This window comes from Pseudomonas sihuiensis (assembly GCF_900106015.1).
GTDB lineage: Bacteria > Pseudomonadota > Gammaproteobacteria > Pseudomonadales > Pseudomonadaceae > Aquipseudomonas > Aquipseudomonas sihuiensis.
In genome coordinates this window covers 3761925-3777824 of record NZ_LT629797.1, presented here as the reverse complement: position 1 = coordinate 3777824, position 15900 = coordinate 3761925, and the positions used below count along the sequence as shown (strand labels likewise).

Below are 15900 nucleotides of genomic sequence, written 5' to 3'. Positions count from 1 at the left end.
TGCCAGGGCTTTTGTGGGAGGGGCTTTAGCCGCGACAGCCGCTAGGCCTGGACAAGTCGCCGCTGAAGCGCCTTCCACAGGGCTGATCCCACTGCATCAATACGATTTCTTTACGCCCCGGCGGCGGGGTGCCAATCGAATTTTTACGGCCAGCCTTTCGACAATGCTCGCGAGCGGATTCCCCGCATCGTGGAGCTTTGCACATGAACGCAATCGATGGTGTGTCGCTGATCCTGGTGGTCGGCCTCTTCGCCTACCTGCTGTCGGCGCTGCTGACCGCCGGGCGTGGTTGAGGAGACGGCCATGCACGACTACGACTGGCTGCTGCTGGCGGCCTTCCTCCTGCTGGTGCTGGCACCGGCACCTTTTCTCGGGCGCTACTTCTACCGCGTGATGGAGGGCCAGCGCACCTGGCTCAGCCCGTTGCTGCAGCCGGTGGAGCGCCTGTGCTACCGCGTGGCCGGCGTCGACCCGGAGCGTGAGCAGAGCTGGCGCGGCTACGCCCTGGCGCTGCTGGCCTTCACCCTGGTCTGCCTGCTGGCGCTGATGAGCATTCTGTTGCTACAGGGCGCCTTGCCGCTCAACCCGCAGCAGCTCGCCGGACTGAGCCTGCCACTGGCGTTCAACACGGCGGTGAGCTTCGTCACCAATACCAACTGGCAGGCCTACAGCGGCGAGGCGCAGCTCAGTTACTTCAGTCAGATGATTGGGCTCGGTGTGCAGAACTTCGTCAGCCCGGCGGTGGGTTTGGCGGTGTTGGTGGTGCTGTGCCGTGGCTTGGCGCGGCAGTCCAACGACTGCCTGGGCAATTTCTGGGTGGATATCACCCGCGCCGTGCTCTACGGCCTGTTGCCGCTGTGCCTGGTGCTGGCTGTGCTGCTGGTGTGGCAGGGCGTGCCGCAGAACTTCAGCGACTACGTCTCGGCCACCACCCTGCAGGGCAGCGAGCAGACCCTGCCGATGGGGCCGGCGGCCAGCCAGATCGCCATCAAGCAACTGGGCACCAACGGCGGCGGCTTCTTCGGCGTCAACTCGGCGCATCCATTCGAGAACCCCACGGCGCTGAGCAACCTGCTGGAGCTGGCGTCGATCCTGCTGATCCCGGCGGCGCTGGTGTTCACCTTCGGCCATTACGTGCGTGACCTGCGCCAGAGCCGGGCGATCCTGGCCAGCATGCTGCTGCTGTTCGTCATCGGCCTGGGTGTTTGCGCCTGGGCGGAGTTGCAGCCGAACCCGGCGCTGGCGGGGCTGCCCATCGAGCAGGTCGGCTCGTTGGAGGGCAAGGAGGCGCGCTTCGGCAGCTTCGCTTCGGCGCTTTGGGCGACCACCACCACGGCGGCGTCCAACGGCTCGGTGAACGCCATGCACGACAGCTTCAGTGCCCTCGGCGGGCTGGTGCCGCTGGTCAATATGCTGCTCGGCGAGATCGTCTTCGGCGGCGTCGGCGCGGGCCTCTACGGCATGCTGCTGTTCGTGCTGATTGCGGTATTCCTCGCCGGCCTGATGATCGGTCGCACGCCGGCCTATCTGGGCAAGAAGCTGGAGGCCCGCGAGGTACGGCTGATGGTCGCCACGCTGCTGGTGATGCCGGTCGGCGTGCTGGTGTTTGGCGCCCTGGCGGCGAGTTTCGCCGGGCCGGCGGCGTCCATCGGCAACCCCGGCCCGCACGGCTTCAGCCAGGCGCTGTATGCCTACGGCTCGGCCACCGGCAACAACGGCTCGGCTTTCGCCGGCTTCACCGCCGACACCCCCTACCACAACCTGATGCTCGGCCTGGCCATGCTGCTCGGGCGCTTCGGCTACATCCTGCCGGTGCTGGCGATTGCCGGCAGCCTGGCGGCCAAGCGCGCCGCGCCGCAGGGGCAGAACAGCTTCCCGACCCATGGGCCGCTGTTCGTCGTGCTGCTGACCTTGACCATCCTCCTGGTGGGTGGCCTGACCTTCATGCCGGCGCTGGCCCTGGGCCCGCTGGCCGAACACCTGGCGTTCTGAAGGAGAAACCGTGATGAATGCCCCCGTAACGGCGCAACGCAGCGCCAAATCGTCCAGCAGCCAGCCGCAGACCGGCCTCGGCGCGCTGTGGCGCCCGGCCCTCAAGCAGGCCTTCGTCAAGCTCGACCCGCGCCAGTTGGTGCGCTCGCCAGTGATGCTGGTGGTGGAGCTGACGGCGCTGGTCACCAGCGTGCTGTGCTTTGTCCCCAGCCCTGCCGTGAGCACCGCCCTGGGCGTGCAGATTGCCCTGTGGCTGTGGTTCACCGTGCTCTTCGCCAACTTCGCCGAGGCCCTGGCCGAGGGCCGTGGCAAGGCCCGCGCCGACAGCCTGAAGTCCGGCAGCCAGGGGCTGATGGCGCGCAAGCAGGTCGGTGCGCAGTTCCAGTCCGTACCGGCCAGCAGCCTGCGCAAGGGCGATGTGGTGCGGGTCGTGGCCGGTGAATTGATCCCCGGCGACGGCGAGGTGATTGAAGGCGTCGCGGCGGTCAACGAAGCGGCGATTACCGGCGAGTCCGCGCCGGTGATCCGCGAGTCCGGCGGCGACCGCTCGGCGGTGACCGGCAACACCCGACTGGTGTCGGACTGGTTGCTGGTGCGGATCAGCGCCAACCCCGGCGAGTCCACCCTCGACCGCATGATCGCCCTGGTCGAAGGCGCGCGCCGGCAGAAGACGCCCAACGAAGTGGCGCTGGATATCCTGCTGATCGGCCTGACCCTGATCTTCCTGCTGGTGGTGGCCACGCTGCAGCCGTTCGCCCGTTTTGCCGGTGGCGACCTGCCGCTGATCTACCTGGCGGCGCTGCTGGTGACGCTGATCCCGACCACCATCGGCGGCTTGCTCTCGGCCATCGGCATCGCCGGCATGGATCGCCTGGTGCGCCTCAACGTCATCGCCAAGTCCGGCCGCGCCGTGGAGGCGGCGGGCGACGTGCACACCCTGCTGCTGGACAAGACCGGCACCATCACCTTTGGCAACCGCCGCTGCAGCGCCATGGTCAAGGCGCCGGGGGTGTCTACGCCGGAGTTGGCCGAGGCGGCGCTGCTGGCCTCGCAGGGCGACGACACGCCCGAGGGCAAGTCCATCGTCGAGTACCTGGCAGCGCTGCACCCGATGGAGGTGCCCGAGCGTAGCGGCATGACGCTGATCGCCTTCAGCGCCGAGACGCGCCTGTCCGGTGCTGATGTGGGTGGCGTGGCTTATCGTAAAGGCGCGGTGGATGCGGTGCTGGCCTACCTCGGCCTGGGCCGTAGTGATCTGCCGGCGCCCCTGGCGCGCGAGGTGGAGAAGATCGCCCAGAGTGGCGGCACGCCGCTGCTGGTGGCCGGGGACGGGCGCCTGCTCGGCGCCATCCACCTCAAGGATGTGGTCAAGCCAGACATCCGCGAGCGCTTCGCCGAGTTGCGTGCCATGGGTATCCGCACCGTGATGGTCACCGGCGACAACCCGCTGACCGCCGCTGCCATCGCCGCCGAGGCGGGTGTCGACGACGTGATTGCCGAGGCCACGCCGGAGAAGAAGCTCTCGCGCATCCGCGCCGAGCAGGCCGAAGGCAAGCTGGTGGCGATGTGCGGCGACGGCGCCAACGACGCCCCGGCGCTGGCCCAGGCCGACGTCGGCCTGGCGATGAACGACGGCACCCAGGCCGCGCGCGAGGCCGCCAACCTGGTGGATCTGGACAGCGACCCGACCAAGCTGATCGACGTGGTGCAAGTGGGCAAGGAGCTGCTGGTGACGCGCGGCGCGCTGACCACCTTCTCGGTGGCCAACGACGTGGCCAAGTACTTCGCCATCCTCCCGGCGCTGTTCGCCGGCATCTACCCGCAGCTCGGCGCGCTCAACCTGATGCAGCTGCACAGCCCGCAAAGCGCGATCCTCTCGGCCATCGTGTTCAACGCGCTGATCATCGTCGCGCTGATCCCGCTGGCGCTGCGCGGCGTGCGCGTCCAGGCGCTGGACGCCGGCCAACTGCTACGGCGCAACCTGCTGATCTACGGCCTCGGCGGGCTCCTCGCGCCCTTTGTCGGAATCAAGCTGCTCGACCTGCTGCTGGTGGGGTTGGGCTGGGTGTAAGTGCGTTGTTTGAACGTTCTGTAGGAGCGGATTTATCCGCGAAATGGCTGGCAAGCAGGCAAGGCCATCGCGAATGAATTCGCTCCTACACAAGCAAAGAATCGATATCGGAGATTCATCATGCTTAACTCTATTCGCCCCGCCATCACCACACTGGCCTTCATGACCCTGCTCACCGGCGTGGCTTATCCGTTGGCAGTCACCGGCGTGGCCCAGGTGGCCTTTCCCGATCAGGCCGCCGGCAGCCTGGTGCGTGACGACGCCGGCCAGGTGCGCGGTAGCCGCCTGATCGCCCAGGCCTTCGACGGCGATCAATGGTTCCAGCCGCGCCCCTCGGCAGGTAGCTACGCCACCGTTGCCAGCGGCGCCAGCAACCTGTCGGCTGGCAATCCGAAGCTGTTTGCCCGCATCGAGCAGACCAGCGCCGGCCTTGCCGGTGACACGCCAGTGCCGATGCAACTGGTGACCACCTCGGGCAGCGGCCTCGACCCGCAGCTGTCGCCCGAGGCCGCCGCCTGGCAGATTCCGCGCATCGCCCAGGCCCGTGGCCTGGCTGAGGCCGAGCTGCTGCGCCTGGTCGAGGCATACACCGAGCGCCCGCTGTTCGGCCCGGCGGTGGTCAATGTGCTGGCTCTGAACCTGGCGCTAGTCGACAATCCCTCCACTTCTTCCCAGTGACGAGTGCTCGATGAACGACAGCCTGCGCGCCGAAGCGCTGCTCGCCGACCTGCCCCGCGAAGGCCGTGGCCGGCTCAAGGTGTTTCTCGGCGCGGCGCCGGGCGTGGGCAAGACCTACGCCATGCTCCAGGCCGCCCATGCGCAACTGCGCCAGGGCGTGGCGCTGCGCGCCGGGGTGGTGGAAAGCCACGGCCGCAGCGAGACCGAGGCGCTGCTGCTGGGCCTGCCGCAACAGCCGCCATTGCGCCTGCCGTATCGCGGCCTGGAGCTGAGCGAGATGGATCTCGACGGCCTGCTGGCCGACCCACCCAAGCTGGCGCTGGTGGATGAGCTGGCGCACAGCAATGCGCCCGGCAGTCGCCACGCCAAGCGCTGGCAGGACGTGCAGGAGCTGCTTGCTGCCGGCATCGACGTCTACACCACGGTCAACGTGCAGCACCTGGAAAGCCTCAACGACCGCGTCCGCGATATCACCGGCGTGCAGGTGCGTGAAACGGTGCCGGACTGGGTGCTGCAGGAAGCCGACGAGATCCAGCTGGTCGACCTGCCGCCGCGTGAGCTGCTCGAGCGTCTACGTGACGGCAAGGTGTACATGCCCGAGCAGGCGCGGGCGGCCATCGACGCCTTCTTCTCGCCGACCAACCTCACCGCGCTGCGCGAACTGGCCATGCAGACTGCCGCCGCGCGGGTCGATGCCGACCTCGACCAACGCTACCGCCAGCTCGGCCAGGCCGCGCCCAGCGTGCTCGGGCGCCTGCTGGTGGGAGTGGACGGCGACGGCGAGGCCGAGCGCCTGGTGCGCCACGCCTGCGCGGTGGCCGAGCGGCGTCATCTGCCCTGGTCGGTGGTGCACGTGGACAGCCGCCGGGCCATGGACGAGGACCAGCGTGGGCGTCTGCAAGCGGCGCTGCGCCTGGCAGAGCGCCTCGGTGGCGAGGTGGTGACGCTGCACGGCGACTCGGTGGCGCGCACGCTGCTCGACCACGCCCGCGAGCGCCGCGCCAGCCTGATCCTGGTCGGCAGCAGCACACGGCGCCTGCGTCGGCGCTGGTTCGGTCGTGGCCTCGGCGAACGTCTGTTGGCCGCCGGGGCCGGGCTGGAGGTGAGCGTGCTGGATGCAGCAGGAGATCAGCCACGGGCTGGCCGGCGCACGCGCATCGCCCCGCGCTGGCGCGACTACCTGCTGGCCGCACTGGCGACTGCCTGCGCCACGCTGATCTCCCTCGGCCTGGCGCGGGTGCTGGAGTTGCCGAACATCTCTCTGGTGTTTCTCGCCGCCGTGCTGCTGGTGGCGGTGCGCAGCAGCCTGGGACCGGCGCTGGCGTGCTCGGGATTGTCGTTCCTGGCCTACAACTTCCTGTTCATTCCGCCGACCCTGACCATGCAGATCCAGCGTCAGGAGGACGTGCTGACCCTGCTGTTCTTCCTGCTCATGGCCGGGCTGACCGGCAACCTGGCCAGCCGCCAGCGGCGCCAGGTGCAGGCGCTGCGTCAGGCGCAGAGTGAAACCACGGCGCTGCTGGAGCTGTCGCGCAAGCTCACCGTCGCCGCCGACCGCCAGGCCGTGCTGGCGGTGGCCGAGCAGCAACTGGGCGGCTGGGCCGAGATGCAGCTGACCCTGTTGTCGCGTTCGGCGGATGGTCAGTGGCAGCATGAGGGCGGTCTGCACGCCGAGTTGCCCGATGCCGAGCGCGCCGCCGCCGACTGGGCCTGGCAGCACGAGCAGCCAGCGGGACTTGGCACCGACACCCTGCCCAGCAGCCGCTGGTGGTGGTGGCCGCTGTGCGGCGAGGAGGGGCCGCTACTGTTGATCGGCCTGCAGCGTGTCGACGGCGCGCCGCTGGCGGACGGGCGCCGACGCCTGGTGGCTGCCCTGGGCCAGCCGCTGGCGCAGGCCCTGGCCCGTGCGCAATTGGCCGAGGAGCTGGAAGCGGCGCGCCTGCACGGGCAGACCGAGGAACTGCGCAGCGCGCTGCTGGCTTCGGTGTCGCACGACCTGCGCACGCCGCTGACGGCCATGCGCGGCTCCATCGACAGTCTGCTGGCGCTGGGCGATGCGATCCCCGCGGCGGATCGCAACGAGCTGCTGGAGGGCACCCGCGACGAGGCCGAGCGCCTCGACCGCTACATTCAGAACCTGCTCGACATGACCCGCCTCGGCCATGGCGGGCTCAAACTGGCGCGCGACTGGGTGGCGCCCAGCGACATCGTCGCCAGCGCCCTGCAACGCCTGCGCGCGGTACTCGCGCCGCTGCAGGTCGAATGCGTACTGCCGCCGGAACCACCGCTGCTGTACGTACACGCGGCGCTGATCGAGCAGGCACTGATCAATGTGCTGGAGAATGCCGCGCGCTTCTCGCCGCCCGGTGGCCGTCTGCGCGTGGCGCTGGAGTACGACGAACAGGCGCTGCGCTTCGTCGTCGCCGACCAGGGCCCTGGCATTCCCGAGGCGGAACGGGCGAAGATCTTCGACATGTTCTACACCGCAGCGCGGGGTGATCGCGGCGGCCAGGGCACGGGCCTGGGCCTGGCGATCTGCCAGGGCATGGTGGGTGCCCATGGCGGCCGCGTCACGGTCGGCGAGGGGCTCGACGGCCGTGGCGCCAGCCTGACCCTGCACCTGCCATTGACCGCGCAACCGCAAGCCGCCGAGGAAGACTGATGAGCCAAGGGCCGAACATTCTGCTGATCGACGACGAGGCGCAGATTCGCAAGTTCCTGCGCATCGCCCTCAGTGCCCAGGGCTACCGGGTACTGGAGGCGGCGAACGGCGAAGACGGCCTGGCCCAGGCGGCGCTGCATAACCCCGATCTCATCGTGCTCGACCTCGGCCTGCCCGACCTCGATGGCCAGCAGGTGCTGCGCGGCCTGCGCGAATGGAGCCAGGTGCCGGTGCTGGTGCTCTCGGTGCGTGCCAGCGAGGGTGAGAAGGTGCTGGCGCTGGACGGCGGCGCCAACGACTACGTGACCAAGCCGTTCGGCATCCAGGAGTTCCTCGCCCGCGTACGCGTGTTGCTGCGCCAGGGGCAGGGCCGAGAAGCGCTGCCGGCGAGCATCGTCTGTGGTGCGCTGAGCATCGACCTGGCCTATCGTCGGGTCAGCCTCGACGGCGCCGAAATCGCCCTGACGCCCAAGGAATACGCGGTGCTGGCGCTGCTCGCCCAGTACCTTGGCCGTGTGGTGACCCAGCAGCAACTGCTGCGCGATGTCTGGGGGCCGAGCCACGTCGGTGACAGCCATTACCTACGCGTGGTGGTCGGCCACCTGCGGCAGAAACTCGGCGACGACCCGGCCGCGCCGCGCTACCTGATCACCGAGGCCGGTGTGGGTTATCGCCTGCGCGAGCCCGCCTAAAGTACCAAGGCTAGGCGCAAACGATCTCGATGCTGCAGGCCGTTCTCGAACAGCGGCTCGGGGTAGTGCTGCGGGAAATAATCCGGCTCAACCGCCACCACGCGAAAACCGGCGCGCTGGTAGAAGGTCAGCTGGTGACCGAATGTGCCGGTGCCCAGCTCCAGGCGCTGCGCCCCGAGCTGCCGGGCCTGGTCGATGGCGTGACGTAGCAGCAGGGCGCCGATACCCTGACCCTGGTGTTCGGGCGCCACGGCGATGTTCATCAGTTCCCAGGTATCGGCGGTCATGGCCTTGATCACGTAGACGCCGATGATCGCGTCGTCCAGGCATGCGACCACGCAATGACCCTCCTGCAGATAGCGGGCGATGACGCTGGGGCTGGGGTCGGCCTCCAGCAGCAGCGCCATCGGTACCTGTTCGCTGGGAACCTTGTGCAGGCTTGGGGTGGACATGACGAACCTTCCTCGAATAACTTTTTGGTTATAAATAAATCATTATTTATTCTTTTTATTTCGATTGGTTCCTGAGCATAGTGAGCGCCACGCAAGCTACTGCCAAGGAGCACGATCATGACCATCCGTCTGGGCGACATCGCCCCTGACTTCGAACAGGATTCCAGCGAAGGCCGCATTCGATTCCACGAGTGGCTGGGCGACAGCTGGGGCATCCTCTTCTCCCACCCGGCTGACTTCACGCCGGTGTGCACCACCGAACTGGGCTTCACCGCCAAGCTCAAGGATGAGTTCGCCAAGCGTGGCGTCAAGGCCATCGCCCTGTCGGTCGACCCGGTGGATTCGCACATCAAATGGATCGATGACATCAACGAGACGCAGAACACCGCGGTCAACTTCCCGATCATCGCCGATGCCGACCGCAAGGTGTCCGACCTCTACGACCTGATCCACCCGAACGCCAACGACACCCTGACCGTGCGTTCGCTGTTCGTCATCGACCCGAACAAAAAGGTGCGCCTGACCATCACCTATCCGGCTAGTACCGGGCGCAACTTCAATGAAATCCTGCGCGTCGTCGATTCGCTGCAACTGACCGACAACTACAAGGTGGCCACGCCGGCCAACTGGCAGGACGGTGAAGAGGTGGTGATCGTGCCGTCGTTGAAGGACGAGGCCGAGATCGCCGAGCGCTTCCCGAAAGGCTATCGCGCGGTCAAACCCTATCTGCGCCTGACGCCGCAGCCGAACCGCTAAGGAGCGATCTGCTGCGCGTCGGCCTTACTGCGTTAAAACCGGGCTCGGACTGCTCATTTGCAGCTCGTAAAGTCGAGCGCGACTCCGACCTCTCCTCGTACGGTTTTGCCTTGTATGGCTCTAGCTCGCGAGATCGCAAGAACGTTTAAGGAATCACCATGCATGTCGTGTTGCTCTCCGGCAGCCCTGCGGTGCGTTCGCGCACCGAGGTACTGCTGGATTACGTCCGCCAGCGCCTGGAGGCGCAGCAGGTGGAAGTCAGCCTGCTGCGGGTGCGGGATTTCCCCGCCGAGGACCTGCTGCATGCCCGCTTCGACAGCCCGGCGGTGCAGCAGTTGCAGGCTGTGGTGGCCAGCGCCGATGGCCTGGTGGTCGGTACGCCGGTGTACAAGGCGTCGTTCACCGGTGCCTTGAAGGTGCTGCTGGATCTGCTGCCCGAGCGCGCCCTGGCGCACAAGGTGGTGCTGCCCCTGGCCAGTGGTGGCAGCCCGGCGCATCTGCTGGCTGTGGACTACGCGCTCAAGCCGGTGCTGGCCGCGCTGAAGGCGCAGGAAATGCTCTCCGGCGTGTTCGCCGTAGACAAGCAGATCGCCTACCCGGAAGGGGACAGGCCCGCGCAGATCGACGACGAGTTGCGCGAACGTCTCGATGAGGCTCTGGAACAACTGGGCGCAGCCCTGGCGCGACGGCCGAAGCCGATCGACCCGAACCTGCTCAACGACCGGCTGGTGAACGCCCGCTGGAGTATCTGATCCATCTGTAACACCCCGCCTTACTCGCCCGCCAACGGGCAAGCAGGTAGCCAACCAAGACATCACAGCAAAGGGAGAGCGCCATGCGCACCATTACTTTGCGTCGAAGCCTGGTCGCCCTGTTTGCCGCGGCCATTTCCTTCGGCGCCATCACTCATGCACAAGCCGAGACATTGCGTATCGGCTATCAGAAATACGGCACCCTGGTGCTGCTCAAGGCCAAGGGCACCCTGGAAAAACGCTTGGCCGAGCAGGGCGTGGAGGTCAAGTGGACGGAGTTCCCGGGCGGTCCGCAACTGCTCGAGGGTCTCAACGTCGGCTCCGTGGATTTCGGTGTCACCGGTGAAACCCCACCGGTGTTCGCTCAGGCAGCTGGCGCTGACCTGCTCTACGTCGCCCATGAGCCGCCGGCCCCAACCGGCGAGGCGATCCTCGTGCCGAAAGATTCGCCGATCAAATCGGTGGCCGAACTCAAGGGCAAGAAGGTCGCCCTGAACAAGGGCTCCAACGTGCATTACCTGCTGGTGCGCGCGCTGGAAGACGCCGGCCTCAAGTACGGCGACATCACCCCGGTCTACCTGCCGCCCGCCGATGCCCGCGCCGCCTTCGAGCGTGGCAGCGTCGATGCCTGGGTGATCTGGGACCCGTTCCAGTCCGCCGCCGAGAAGCAATTGCAGGCCCGCACCCTGCGTGACGGTAGCGGTCTGGTGGACAACCACCAGTTCTACCTGGCGACCCGCACCTATGCCGAGAAGAACCCGCAGGTGGTCGGCACGCTGGTCGAGGAAATCCGCGGCGTCGGCGAGTGGGTCAAGGGCAACCTCGACGAAGCCACCAGCCAGGTCGCGCCGCTGATCGGCCTGTCCCCGGAAATCACCCGCCAGGCCGTCGAGCGCCAGGGTTACGGCGCGCAGTTCATCAGCCCGGAGGTGGTCGAGGCGCAGCAGAAGATCGCCGATACCTTCACTGAGCTGAAGCTGATCCCCAAGCAGCTGACCATCAAGGACGTGATCTGGAATCCGCCGGCCAAGGTCGCGCAGAACCAGTAACCCGTAGCCCGGATGCAATCCGGGGCAGCCACACGGTATTTCCCGGATTGCATCCGGGCTACGTCAACGCTTTCGTGAAAGGAGACAACTCCATGAGCCTCAACATCTTCTGGTTCCTGCCTACCCATGGCGATGGCAAGTACCTGGGCACCGCCGAAGGCGCGCGCGCCGTCGACCACGGCTACCTGGCCCAGGTCGCCCAGGCGGCTGACCGCCTCGGTTATGGCGGCGTGCTGATTCCCACCGGGCGTTCCTGCGAGGACTCCTGGCTGGTGGCCGCCTCGCTGATCCCGCTCACGCAGAATCTGAAGTTTCTCGTTGCCCTGCGCCCGGGGATCATTTCGCCGACCGTGGCTGCGCGCCAGGCGGCGACCCTGGATCGCCTGTCGAACGGCCGTGCGCTGTTCAATCTGGTGACCGGGGGCGATCCGGACGAGCTGGCCGGCGATGGTCTGCACCTGTCGCACGCCGAGCGCTATGAGGCTTCCGTCGAATTCACCCGTATCTGGCGCCGCGTTCTGGAAGGCGAAACCGTCGACTACGACGGCAAGCATATCCAGGTGAAGGGCGCCAAGCTGCTCTACCCGCCGATCCAGCAGCCGCGTCCGCCGCTGTATTTCGGTGGGTCGTCCGACGCGGCGCAGGATCTGGCCGCCGAGCAGGTCGAGCTGTACCTGACCTGGGGCGAGCCGCCGGCTGCGGTGGCCGAGAAGATCGCTCAGGTGCGCGAGAAGGCTGCTGCGCAGGGCCGCGAAGTGCGCTTCGGCATTCGCCTGCACGTGATCGTGCGCGAGACCAATGAGGAAGCCTGGGCGGCGGCGGATCGCCTGATCAGCCACCTGGATCAGGACACCATCGACCGTGCCCAGGCGTCGCTGGCGCGCTTCGACTCCGTTGGCCAACAGCGCATGGCCGCTTTGCACGGTGGCAAGACCGACAACCTGGAAGTGTCGCCGAACCTCTGGGCCGGTGTCGGCCTGGTGCGCGGCGGCGCTGGCACTGCGCTGGTCGGCGATGGCCCGACCGTGGCAGCTCGGGTCAAGGAGTATGCGGAGCTGGGCATCGACACCTTCATCTTCTCCGGCTACCCGCATCTGGAAGAGTCGTACCGGGTCGCCGAACTGCTGTTCCCGCATCTGGACGTAGCCCAGCCGCAGCGTCCGGAAAGTCGCGGTTATGTCAGCCCGTTCGGCGAAATGATCTCCAGCGACATTTTGCCGAAGGCGGCTTCGGCGAGTTGAGGTTGGTGCAGTCACTGGTTGCCCCGGATTGCATCCGGGCTACGGACTGAAAAGCACCCTCTCCCCCAGCCCCTCTCCCGCAAGCGGGAGAGGGTTGGGGAGAGGGCCGATGTGGCCCGAATGCAATCCGGGGACAGAGATACAGAATTTTTCGAGGCAACCATGAGCAACACGACTCTTCACAAACTGGCTCTTCGCGCTGCGCCCTGGGCCTTGCCGCTGGGGCTGCTGGCCGCCTGGCAACTGGCGGTGGCCAGCGGTTGGCTGTCCAGCCGCATCCTGCCGGCGCCCAGCGCCGTGCTCGCCGCCGGCTGGGCGCTGCTGGCCTCCGGCGAAATCTGGCAGCACCTGGCGATCAGTGGCCAGCGCGCCGGTATCGGCTTCGCCATTGGCGGCGGCATCGGCTTGCTGCTGGGCTTTATCACCGGCCTTTCGAAATGGGGCGAGCGCTTTCTCGACAGTTCGGTGCAGATGATTCGCAACGTGCCGCACCTGGCGCTGATCCCGCTGGTGATCCTCTGGTTCGGCATCGACGAGGCGGCCAAGGTGTTCCTGGTCGCGCTCGGCACGCTGTTCCCGATCTACCTCAACACCTACCACGGCATCCGCAACGTCGATCCGGCGCTGGTGGAGATGGCGCGCAGCTATGGCTTGTCCGGCTTCTCGCTGTTCCGTCAGGTGATCCTGCCGGGTGCGTTGCCGTCGATCCTGGTTGGCGTGCGTTTCGCTCTGGGCTTCATGTGGCTGACGCTGATCGTCGCGGAGACCATCTCTGCCAGCAGTGGCATTGGCTACCTGGCGATGAACGCCCGCGAATTCCTGCAGACCGATGTGGTGGTGCTGGCGATTCTGCTCTACGCGGTGCTCGGCAAGCTGGCCGACGTCGCCGCCCGTGGTCTTGAGCGCATCTGGCTGCGCTGGCATCCGGCCTATCAGGTCAAGGCAGGTGGGCAATGACAGCGCTGCATAACATTCGTCAGGGCATTCCCCTGGCGATCGAGAAGATCGAGAAATCCTTCGGCGAGCGCCAGGTGCTCAAGGGCATCGACCTGCATATCCCGGCCGGCCAGTTCGTCGCCGTGGTCGGCCGCAGCGGCTGTGGCAAGAGCACGCTGCTGCGCCTGCTGGCCGGTCTGGATCAGCCCAGCGGTGGCCAGTTGCTGGCCGGCAATGGCTCGCTCAACGCGGTGCGTGAAGACATTCGCCTGATGTTCCAGGACTCGCGTCTGCTGCCCTGGAAGCGGGTGATCGACAACGTCGGCCTGGGTCTTTCCGGCAACTGGCGCAAGCAGGCCGAGGAAGCCCTGGCGGCGGTCGGCCTGGCGGATCGTGCCAATGAGTGGCCGGCGGCACTGTCCGGCGGGCAGAAGCAGCGCGTGGCCCTGGCCCGTGCATTGATCCATCGGCCGCGCCTGCTGCTGCTCGATGAGCCGCTGGGCGCGCTGGATGCGCTGACCCGCATCGAGATGCAGCAACTGATCGAACGTCTGTGGCAGCAGCATGGCTTCACCGTGCTGCTGGTCACCCACGACGTCGCCGAAGCGGTGGCCGTAGCGGACCGGGTAATTCTCATCGAGGACGGTCAGATCGGCCTCGACCTCGATGTGCAACTGCTGCGCCCGCGTCCGCATGGCTCGCCGCTGCTGGCTGCGTTGGAAGCGCGGGTGCTCGACCGGGTGCTGGCACAGCCGGAGTTGCCGACCCCACCAGACCCCGTATCACCTCTGCCCACGCAATTGCGTTGGGCGCTGTGAGACCGTAGCCCGGATGTAATCCGGGACGGCTCAAGAATTCCCCGGATTGCATCCGGGCTACATCAGTGGACCATCAGGAGAAACACCATGACCATCAAAGCCATCAACGTGCGTAACCAGTTCAAGGGCAGCATCAAGGAAATCGTCATCGGCGACGTGCTGTCGGAAATCGACGTGCAGACTGCCGCCGGCATCGTCACCTCGGTGATCACCACCCGCTCCGTGCGCGAACTGGAATTGCAGGTGGGCAGTGAAGTGATCGCTTTCGTGAAATCCACCGAAGTGTCCATCGCCAAGCTCTGATCGCTCTTGCGCCACCCTGGCCGCTCCTCGGGGCGGCCGGGGCAAGGTGCCACCGTTACTTCCCGCGCTCCTCCTTGTTCGCCACTTCCGGCTCCTTCCCGTATGCTTCCCCGTCTTTCCCTGGCCGCACCTATGCGGCGGGTTCGTCTGATGGCGTGGTTGATTTTTATCTGGTTATAAGCAGATAAGAAAATAGTATTTTTCGGATATATACCGTTGCGCCACAATCGCGCCATCAAAACGCCTGCTTGCAGGCTCTGCCAACGATAAGGAAGCCGCTCATGCTGAAGAAGATCCTCCTGGCCAGTGTGGCCAGTGCCACCCTGCTGACTGGCTCGCTGAGCCATGCTGCTGCCGACACGCCGTTCCACAACGCCTCCTACGACATCGCCCGCGAGCTGTTCGGCGAGATCAATCCGCTGTTCGTCGAGCACTGGAAGCAGCAGAGCGGCAAGGAAGTGAAGATCATCCAGTCCTTCGCCGGTACCTCGCGTCAGGCGCAGGACATCATCCAGGGCAAGAAGGTCGACGTCGTCACCTTTAACCAGGTAACCGATGTGGACATCCTGGCCAAGCGCGGTCTGCTGCGTGAAGACTGGGCCAAGCAGTTCCCCAACAACGCCTCGCCGTACTACAGCACCACCGCGTTCCTGGTGCGTGAAGGCAACCCGAAGAACATCAAGAGCTGGGATGACCTGATTCGCGACGACGTGAAGCTGGTATTCCCCAACCCGAAAACCTCCGGCAACGCCCGCTACAGTTACCTGGGCGCCTGGCTGTTCGCCAACGAGAAATTCAATGGCGACGAGGAGAAGGTAAAGGCCTTCGTCGGCAAGCTGCTGAAGAACGTCGAGAACTTCCCCACTGGCGGCCGTGGCGCCACCGTGGCCTTCGCCCAGAACGGCCAGGGCGACGTGCTGCTGACCTTCGAGTCGGAAGTGATCAACATCGCCAAGGGTGACGAGTTCAAGTCTGCCAACCTGGAAATCGTGGTGCCGGAAGTCAGCGTGCTGGCCGAGTTCCCGGTGGCCATCGTCGACAAGGTGGCCGACGAGCGCGGCACCCGCGAGCAGGCCAAGGCCTTCCTCGACTTCCAGTACAGCAAGGACATCCAGCAGCTGCTGACCCGCTACAACTACCGCGTGCACAACCTGGAAGTGGTCGAGGCGACCAAGGCGCAGTTCGCACCGGTACGCCTGATCAACCCGAACGAGATCCTCGGTAGCTGGGATGACATCACCGCCAAGCACTTCGACAACGGTGGTATCCTTGACCAGCTTCTCGCGACTGGGCGCTGAGCGCGCCGGTCTGGCGTAGCAGGCTGTTGAAAAACGTAGGCGAGGCAGGCAAGACAAGGCAAAAACGGCCGAAAAAGCGCAGTTTACGTGCTGTAAATGAGCATTTTGAGGCCATTTTTAACGCAGTATTGCCAACGTAGGTAGTTTTTCAACGGCCTGTTAGGGCGGGTGTAACCCGCCAGCCATGAGTGGCGGGTTAC

The 15900-nt window shown here is 66.2% G+C and carries 15 protein-coding genes; 14 read left to right on the top strand and 1 reads right to left on the bottom strand.

From position 1 onward, the window contains the following. Positions 1-203 precede the first annotated feature (203 nt). The 6 genes from BLT86_RS17770 (at position 204) to BLT86_RS17745 (ending at position 8095) form a co-directional block, all read left to right on the top strand. Positions 204-293 (top strand): hypothetical protein, encoded by a 90-nt coding sequence (locus BLT86_RS17770; protein ID WP_021490657.1) that lies wholly within the window; start codon positions 204-206, stop codon positions 291-293. A 10-nt stretch (positions 294-303) separates the two neighbouring features. Next, complete coding sequence (gene kdpA / locus BLT86_RS17765; RefSeq protein WP_003464470.1) at positions 304-1992, top strand: potassium-transporting ATPase subunit KdpA; 1689 nt, start codon at positions 304-306, stop codon at positions 1990-1992. A gap of 13 nt (positions 1993-2005) precedes the next feature. Beyond that, a complete protein-coding gene (gene kdpB / locus BLT86_RS17760; protein WP_092378604.1) occupies positions 2006-4063 on the top strand; it encodes a potassium-transporting ATPase subunit KdpB in 2058 nt (685 codons plus the stop codon). A 120-nt stretch (positions 4064-4183) separates the two neighbouring features. Further along, positions 4184-4741 (top strand): potassium-transporting ATPase subunit KdpC, encoded by a 558-nt coding sequence (kdpC, locus tag BLT86_RS17755; RefSeq protein WP_092378601.1) that lies wholly within the window; start codon positions 4184-4186, stop codon positions 4739-4741. Positions 4742-4751: 10 nt separating this feature from the next. Beyond that, entirely contained in the window at positions 4752-7403 is a 2652-nt protein-coding gene (locus BLT86_RS17750; protein ID WP_092378598.1) for a sensor histidine kinase, read from the top strand. Beyond that, positions 7403-8095 carry a response regulator gene (locus tag BLT86_RS17745; protein WP_092378595.1) on the top strand — a complete coding sequence of 231 codons (693 nt, stop codon included), beginning with the start codon at positions 7403-7405 and terminating at the stop codon, positions 8093-8095. Before BLT86_RS17750 ends, BLT86_RS17745 begins: the two co-directional genes overlap by 1 nt. Here BLT86_RS17745 and BLT86_RS17740 read toward each other — a convergent pair. Continuing rightward, a complete protein-coding gene (locus BLT86_RS17740) occupies positions 8092-8547 on the bottom strand; it encodes a GNAT family N-acetyltransferase (protein ID WP_017676006.1) in 456 nt (151 codons plus the stop codon). The genes BLT86_RS17745 and BLT86_RS17740 overlap by 4 nt on opposite strands. Before the next feature lie 117 nt (positions 8548-8664). Between BLT86_RS17740 and BLT86_RS17735 the strand changes: the two genes are divergently transcribed. From BLT86_RS17735 to cysP, 8 genes are all read left to right on the top strand, one after another. Then, positions 8665-9303, top strand: a complete 639-nt coding sequence (locus BLT86_RS17735) for a peroxiredoxin (RefSeq protein WP_003464457.1) — start codon at positions 8665-8667, stop codon at positions 9301-9303. A gap of 158 nt (positions 9304-9461) precedes the next feature. Continuing rightward, positions 9462-10055 carry an NADPH-dependent FMN reductase gene (gene ssuE / locus BLT86_RS17730; RefSeq protein ID WP_003464452.1) on the top strand — a complete coding sequence of 198 codons (594 nt, stop codon included), beginning with the start codon at positions 9462-9464 and terminating at the stop codon, positions 10053-10055. 83 nt (positions 10056-10138) lie between these two features. Beyond that, complete coding sequence (locus BLT86_RS17725; RefSeq protein ID WP_003464450.1) at positions 10139-11104, top strand: sulfonate ABC transporter substrate-binding protein; 966 nt, start codon at positions 10139-10141, stop codon at positions 11102-11104. Positions 11105-11196: 92 nt separating this feature from the next. Then, entirely contained in the window at positions 11197-12345 is a 1149-nt protein-coding gene (ssuD, locus tag BLT86_RS17720) for an FMNH2-dependent alkanesulfonate monooxygenase (RefSeq protein ID WP_003464431.1), read from the top strand. Between the two features lie 162 nt (positions 12346-12507). Continuing rightward, positions 12508-13302 (top strand): aliphatic sulfonate ABC transporter permease SsuC, encoded by a 795-nt coding sequence (gene ssuC / locus BLT86_RS17715; protein ID WP_003464428.1) that lies wholly within the window; start codon positions 12508-12510, stop codon positions 13300-13302. After that, a complete protein-coding gene (gene ssuB, locus BLT86_RS17710) occupies positions 13299-14099 on the top strand; it encodes an aliphatic sulfonates ABC transporter ATP-binding protein (protein ID WP_003464426.1) in 801 nt (266 codons plus the stop codon). The genes ssuC and ssuB overlap by 4 nt, the downstream gene beginning before the upstream one ends. 87 nt (positions 14100-14186) lie before the next feature. Continuing rightward, positions 14187-14402, top strand: coding sequence for a TOBE domain-containing protein (locus BLT86_RS17705; protein WP_003242436.1), 216 nt, complete (start codon positions 14187-14189; stop codon positions 14400-14402). Between the two features lie 281 nt (positions 14403-14683). Then, complete coding sequence (cysP, locus tag BLT86_RS17700; protein ID WP_017676000.1) at positions 14684-15700, top strand: thiosulfate ABC transporter substrate-binding protein CysP; 1017 nt, start codon at positions 14684-14686, stop codon at positions 15698-15700. Positions 15701-15900 lie beyond the last annotated feature (200 nt).

What these genes read in the sequence shown, in the direction of transcription:
- BLT86_RS17770 (WP_021490657.1), top strand. Translation starts at nt 204, where the DNA reads ATGAACGCAATCGATGGTGTGTCGCTGATCCTGGTGGTCGGCCTCTTC.
- kdpA (WP_003464470.1), top strand. Translation starts at nt 304, where the DNA reads ATGCACGACTACGACTGGCTGCTGCTGGCGGCCTTCCTCCTGCTGGTG.
- kdpB (WP_092378604.1), top strand. Translation starts at nt 2,006, where the DNA reads ATGAATGCCCCCGTAACGGCGCAACGCAGCGCCAAATCGTCCAGCAGC.
- kdpC (WP_092378601.1), top strand. Translation starts at nt 4,184, where the DNA reads ATGCTTAACTCTATTCGCCCCGCCATCACCACACTGGCCTTCATGACC.
- BLT86_RS17750 (WP_092378598.1), top strand. Translation starts at nt 4,752, where the DNA reads ATGAACGACAGCCTGCGCGCCGAAGCGCTGCTCGCCGACCTGCCCCGC.
- BLT86_RS17745 (WP_092378595.1), top strand. Translation starts at nt 7,403, where the DNA reads ATGAGCCAAGGGCCGAACATTCTGCTGATCGACGACGAGGCGCAGATT.
- BLT86_RS17740 (WP_017676006.1), bottom strand. Translation starts at nt 8,547, where the DNA reads ATGTCCACCCCAAGCCTGCACAAGGTTCCCAGCGAACAGGTACCGATG.
- BLT86_RS17735 (WP_003464457.1), top strand. Translation starts at nt 8,665, where the DNA reads ATGACCATCCGTCTGGGCGACATCGCCCCTGACTTCGAACAGGATTCC.
- ssuE (WP_003464452.1), top strand. Translation starts at nt 9,462, where the DNA reads ATGCATGTCGTGTTGCTCTCCGGCAGCCCTGCGGTGCGTTCGCGCACC.
- BLT86_RS17725 (WP_003464450.1), top strand. Translation starts at nt 10,139, where the DNA reads ATGCGCACCATTACTTTGCGTCGAAGCCTGGTCGCCCTGTTTGCCGCG.
- ssuD (WP_003464431.1), top strand. Translation starts at nt 11,197, where the DNA reads ATGAGCCTCAACATCTTCTGGTTCCTGCCTACCCATGGCGATGGCAAG.
- ssuC (WP_003464428.1), top strand. Translation starts at nt 12,508, where the DNA reads ATGAGCAACACGACTCTTCACAAACTGGCTCTTCGCGCTGCGCCCTGG.
- ssuB (WP_003464426.1), top strand. Translation starts at nt 13,299, where the DNA reads ATGACAGCGCTGCATAACATTCGTCAGGGCATTCCCCTGGCGATCGAG.
- BLT86_RS17705 (WP_003242436.1), top strand. Translation starts at nt 14,187, where the DNA reads ATGACCATCAAAGCCATCAACGTGCGTAACCAGTTCAAGGGCAGCATC.
- cysP (WP_017676000.1), top strand. Translation starts at nt 14,684, where the DNA reads ATGCTGAAGAAGATCCTCCTGGCCAGTGTGGCCAGTGCCACCCTGCTG.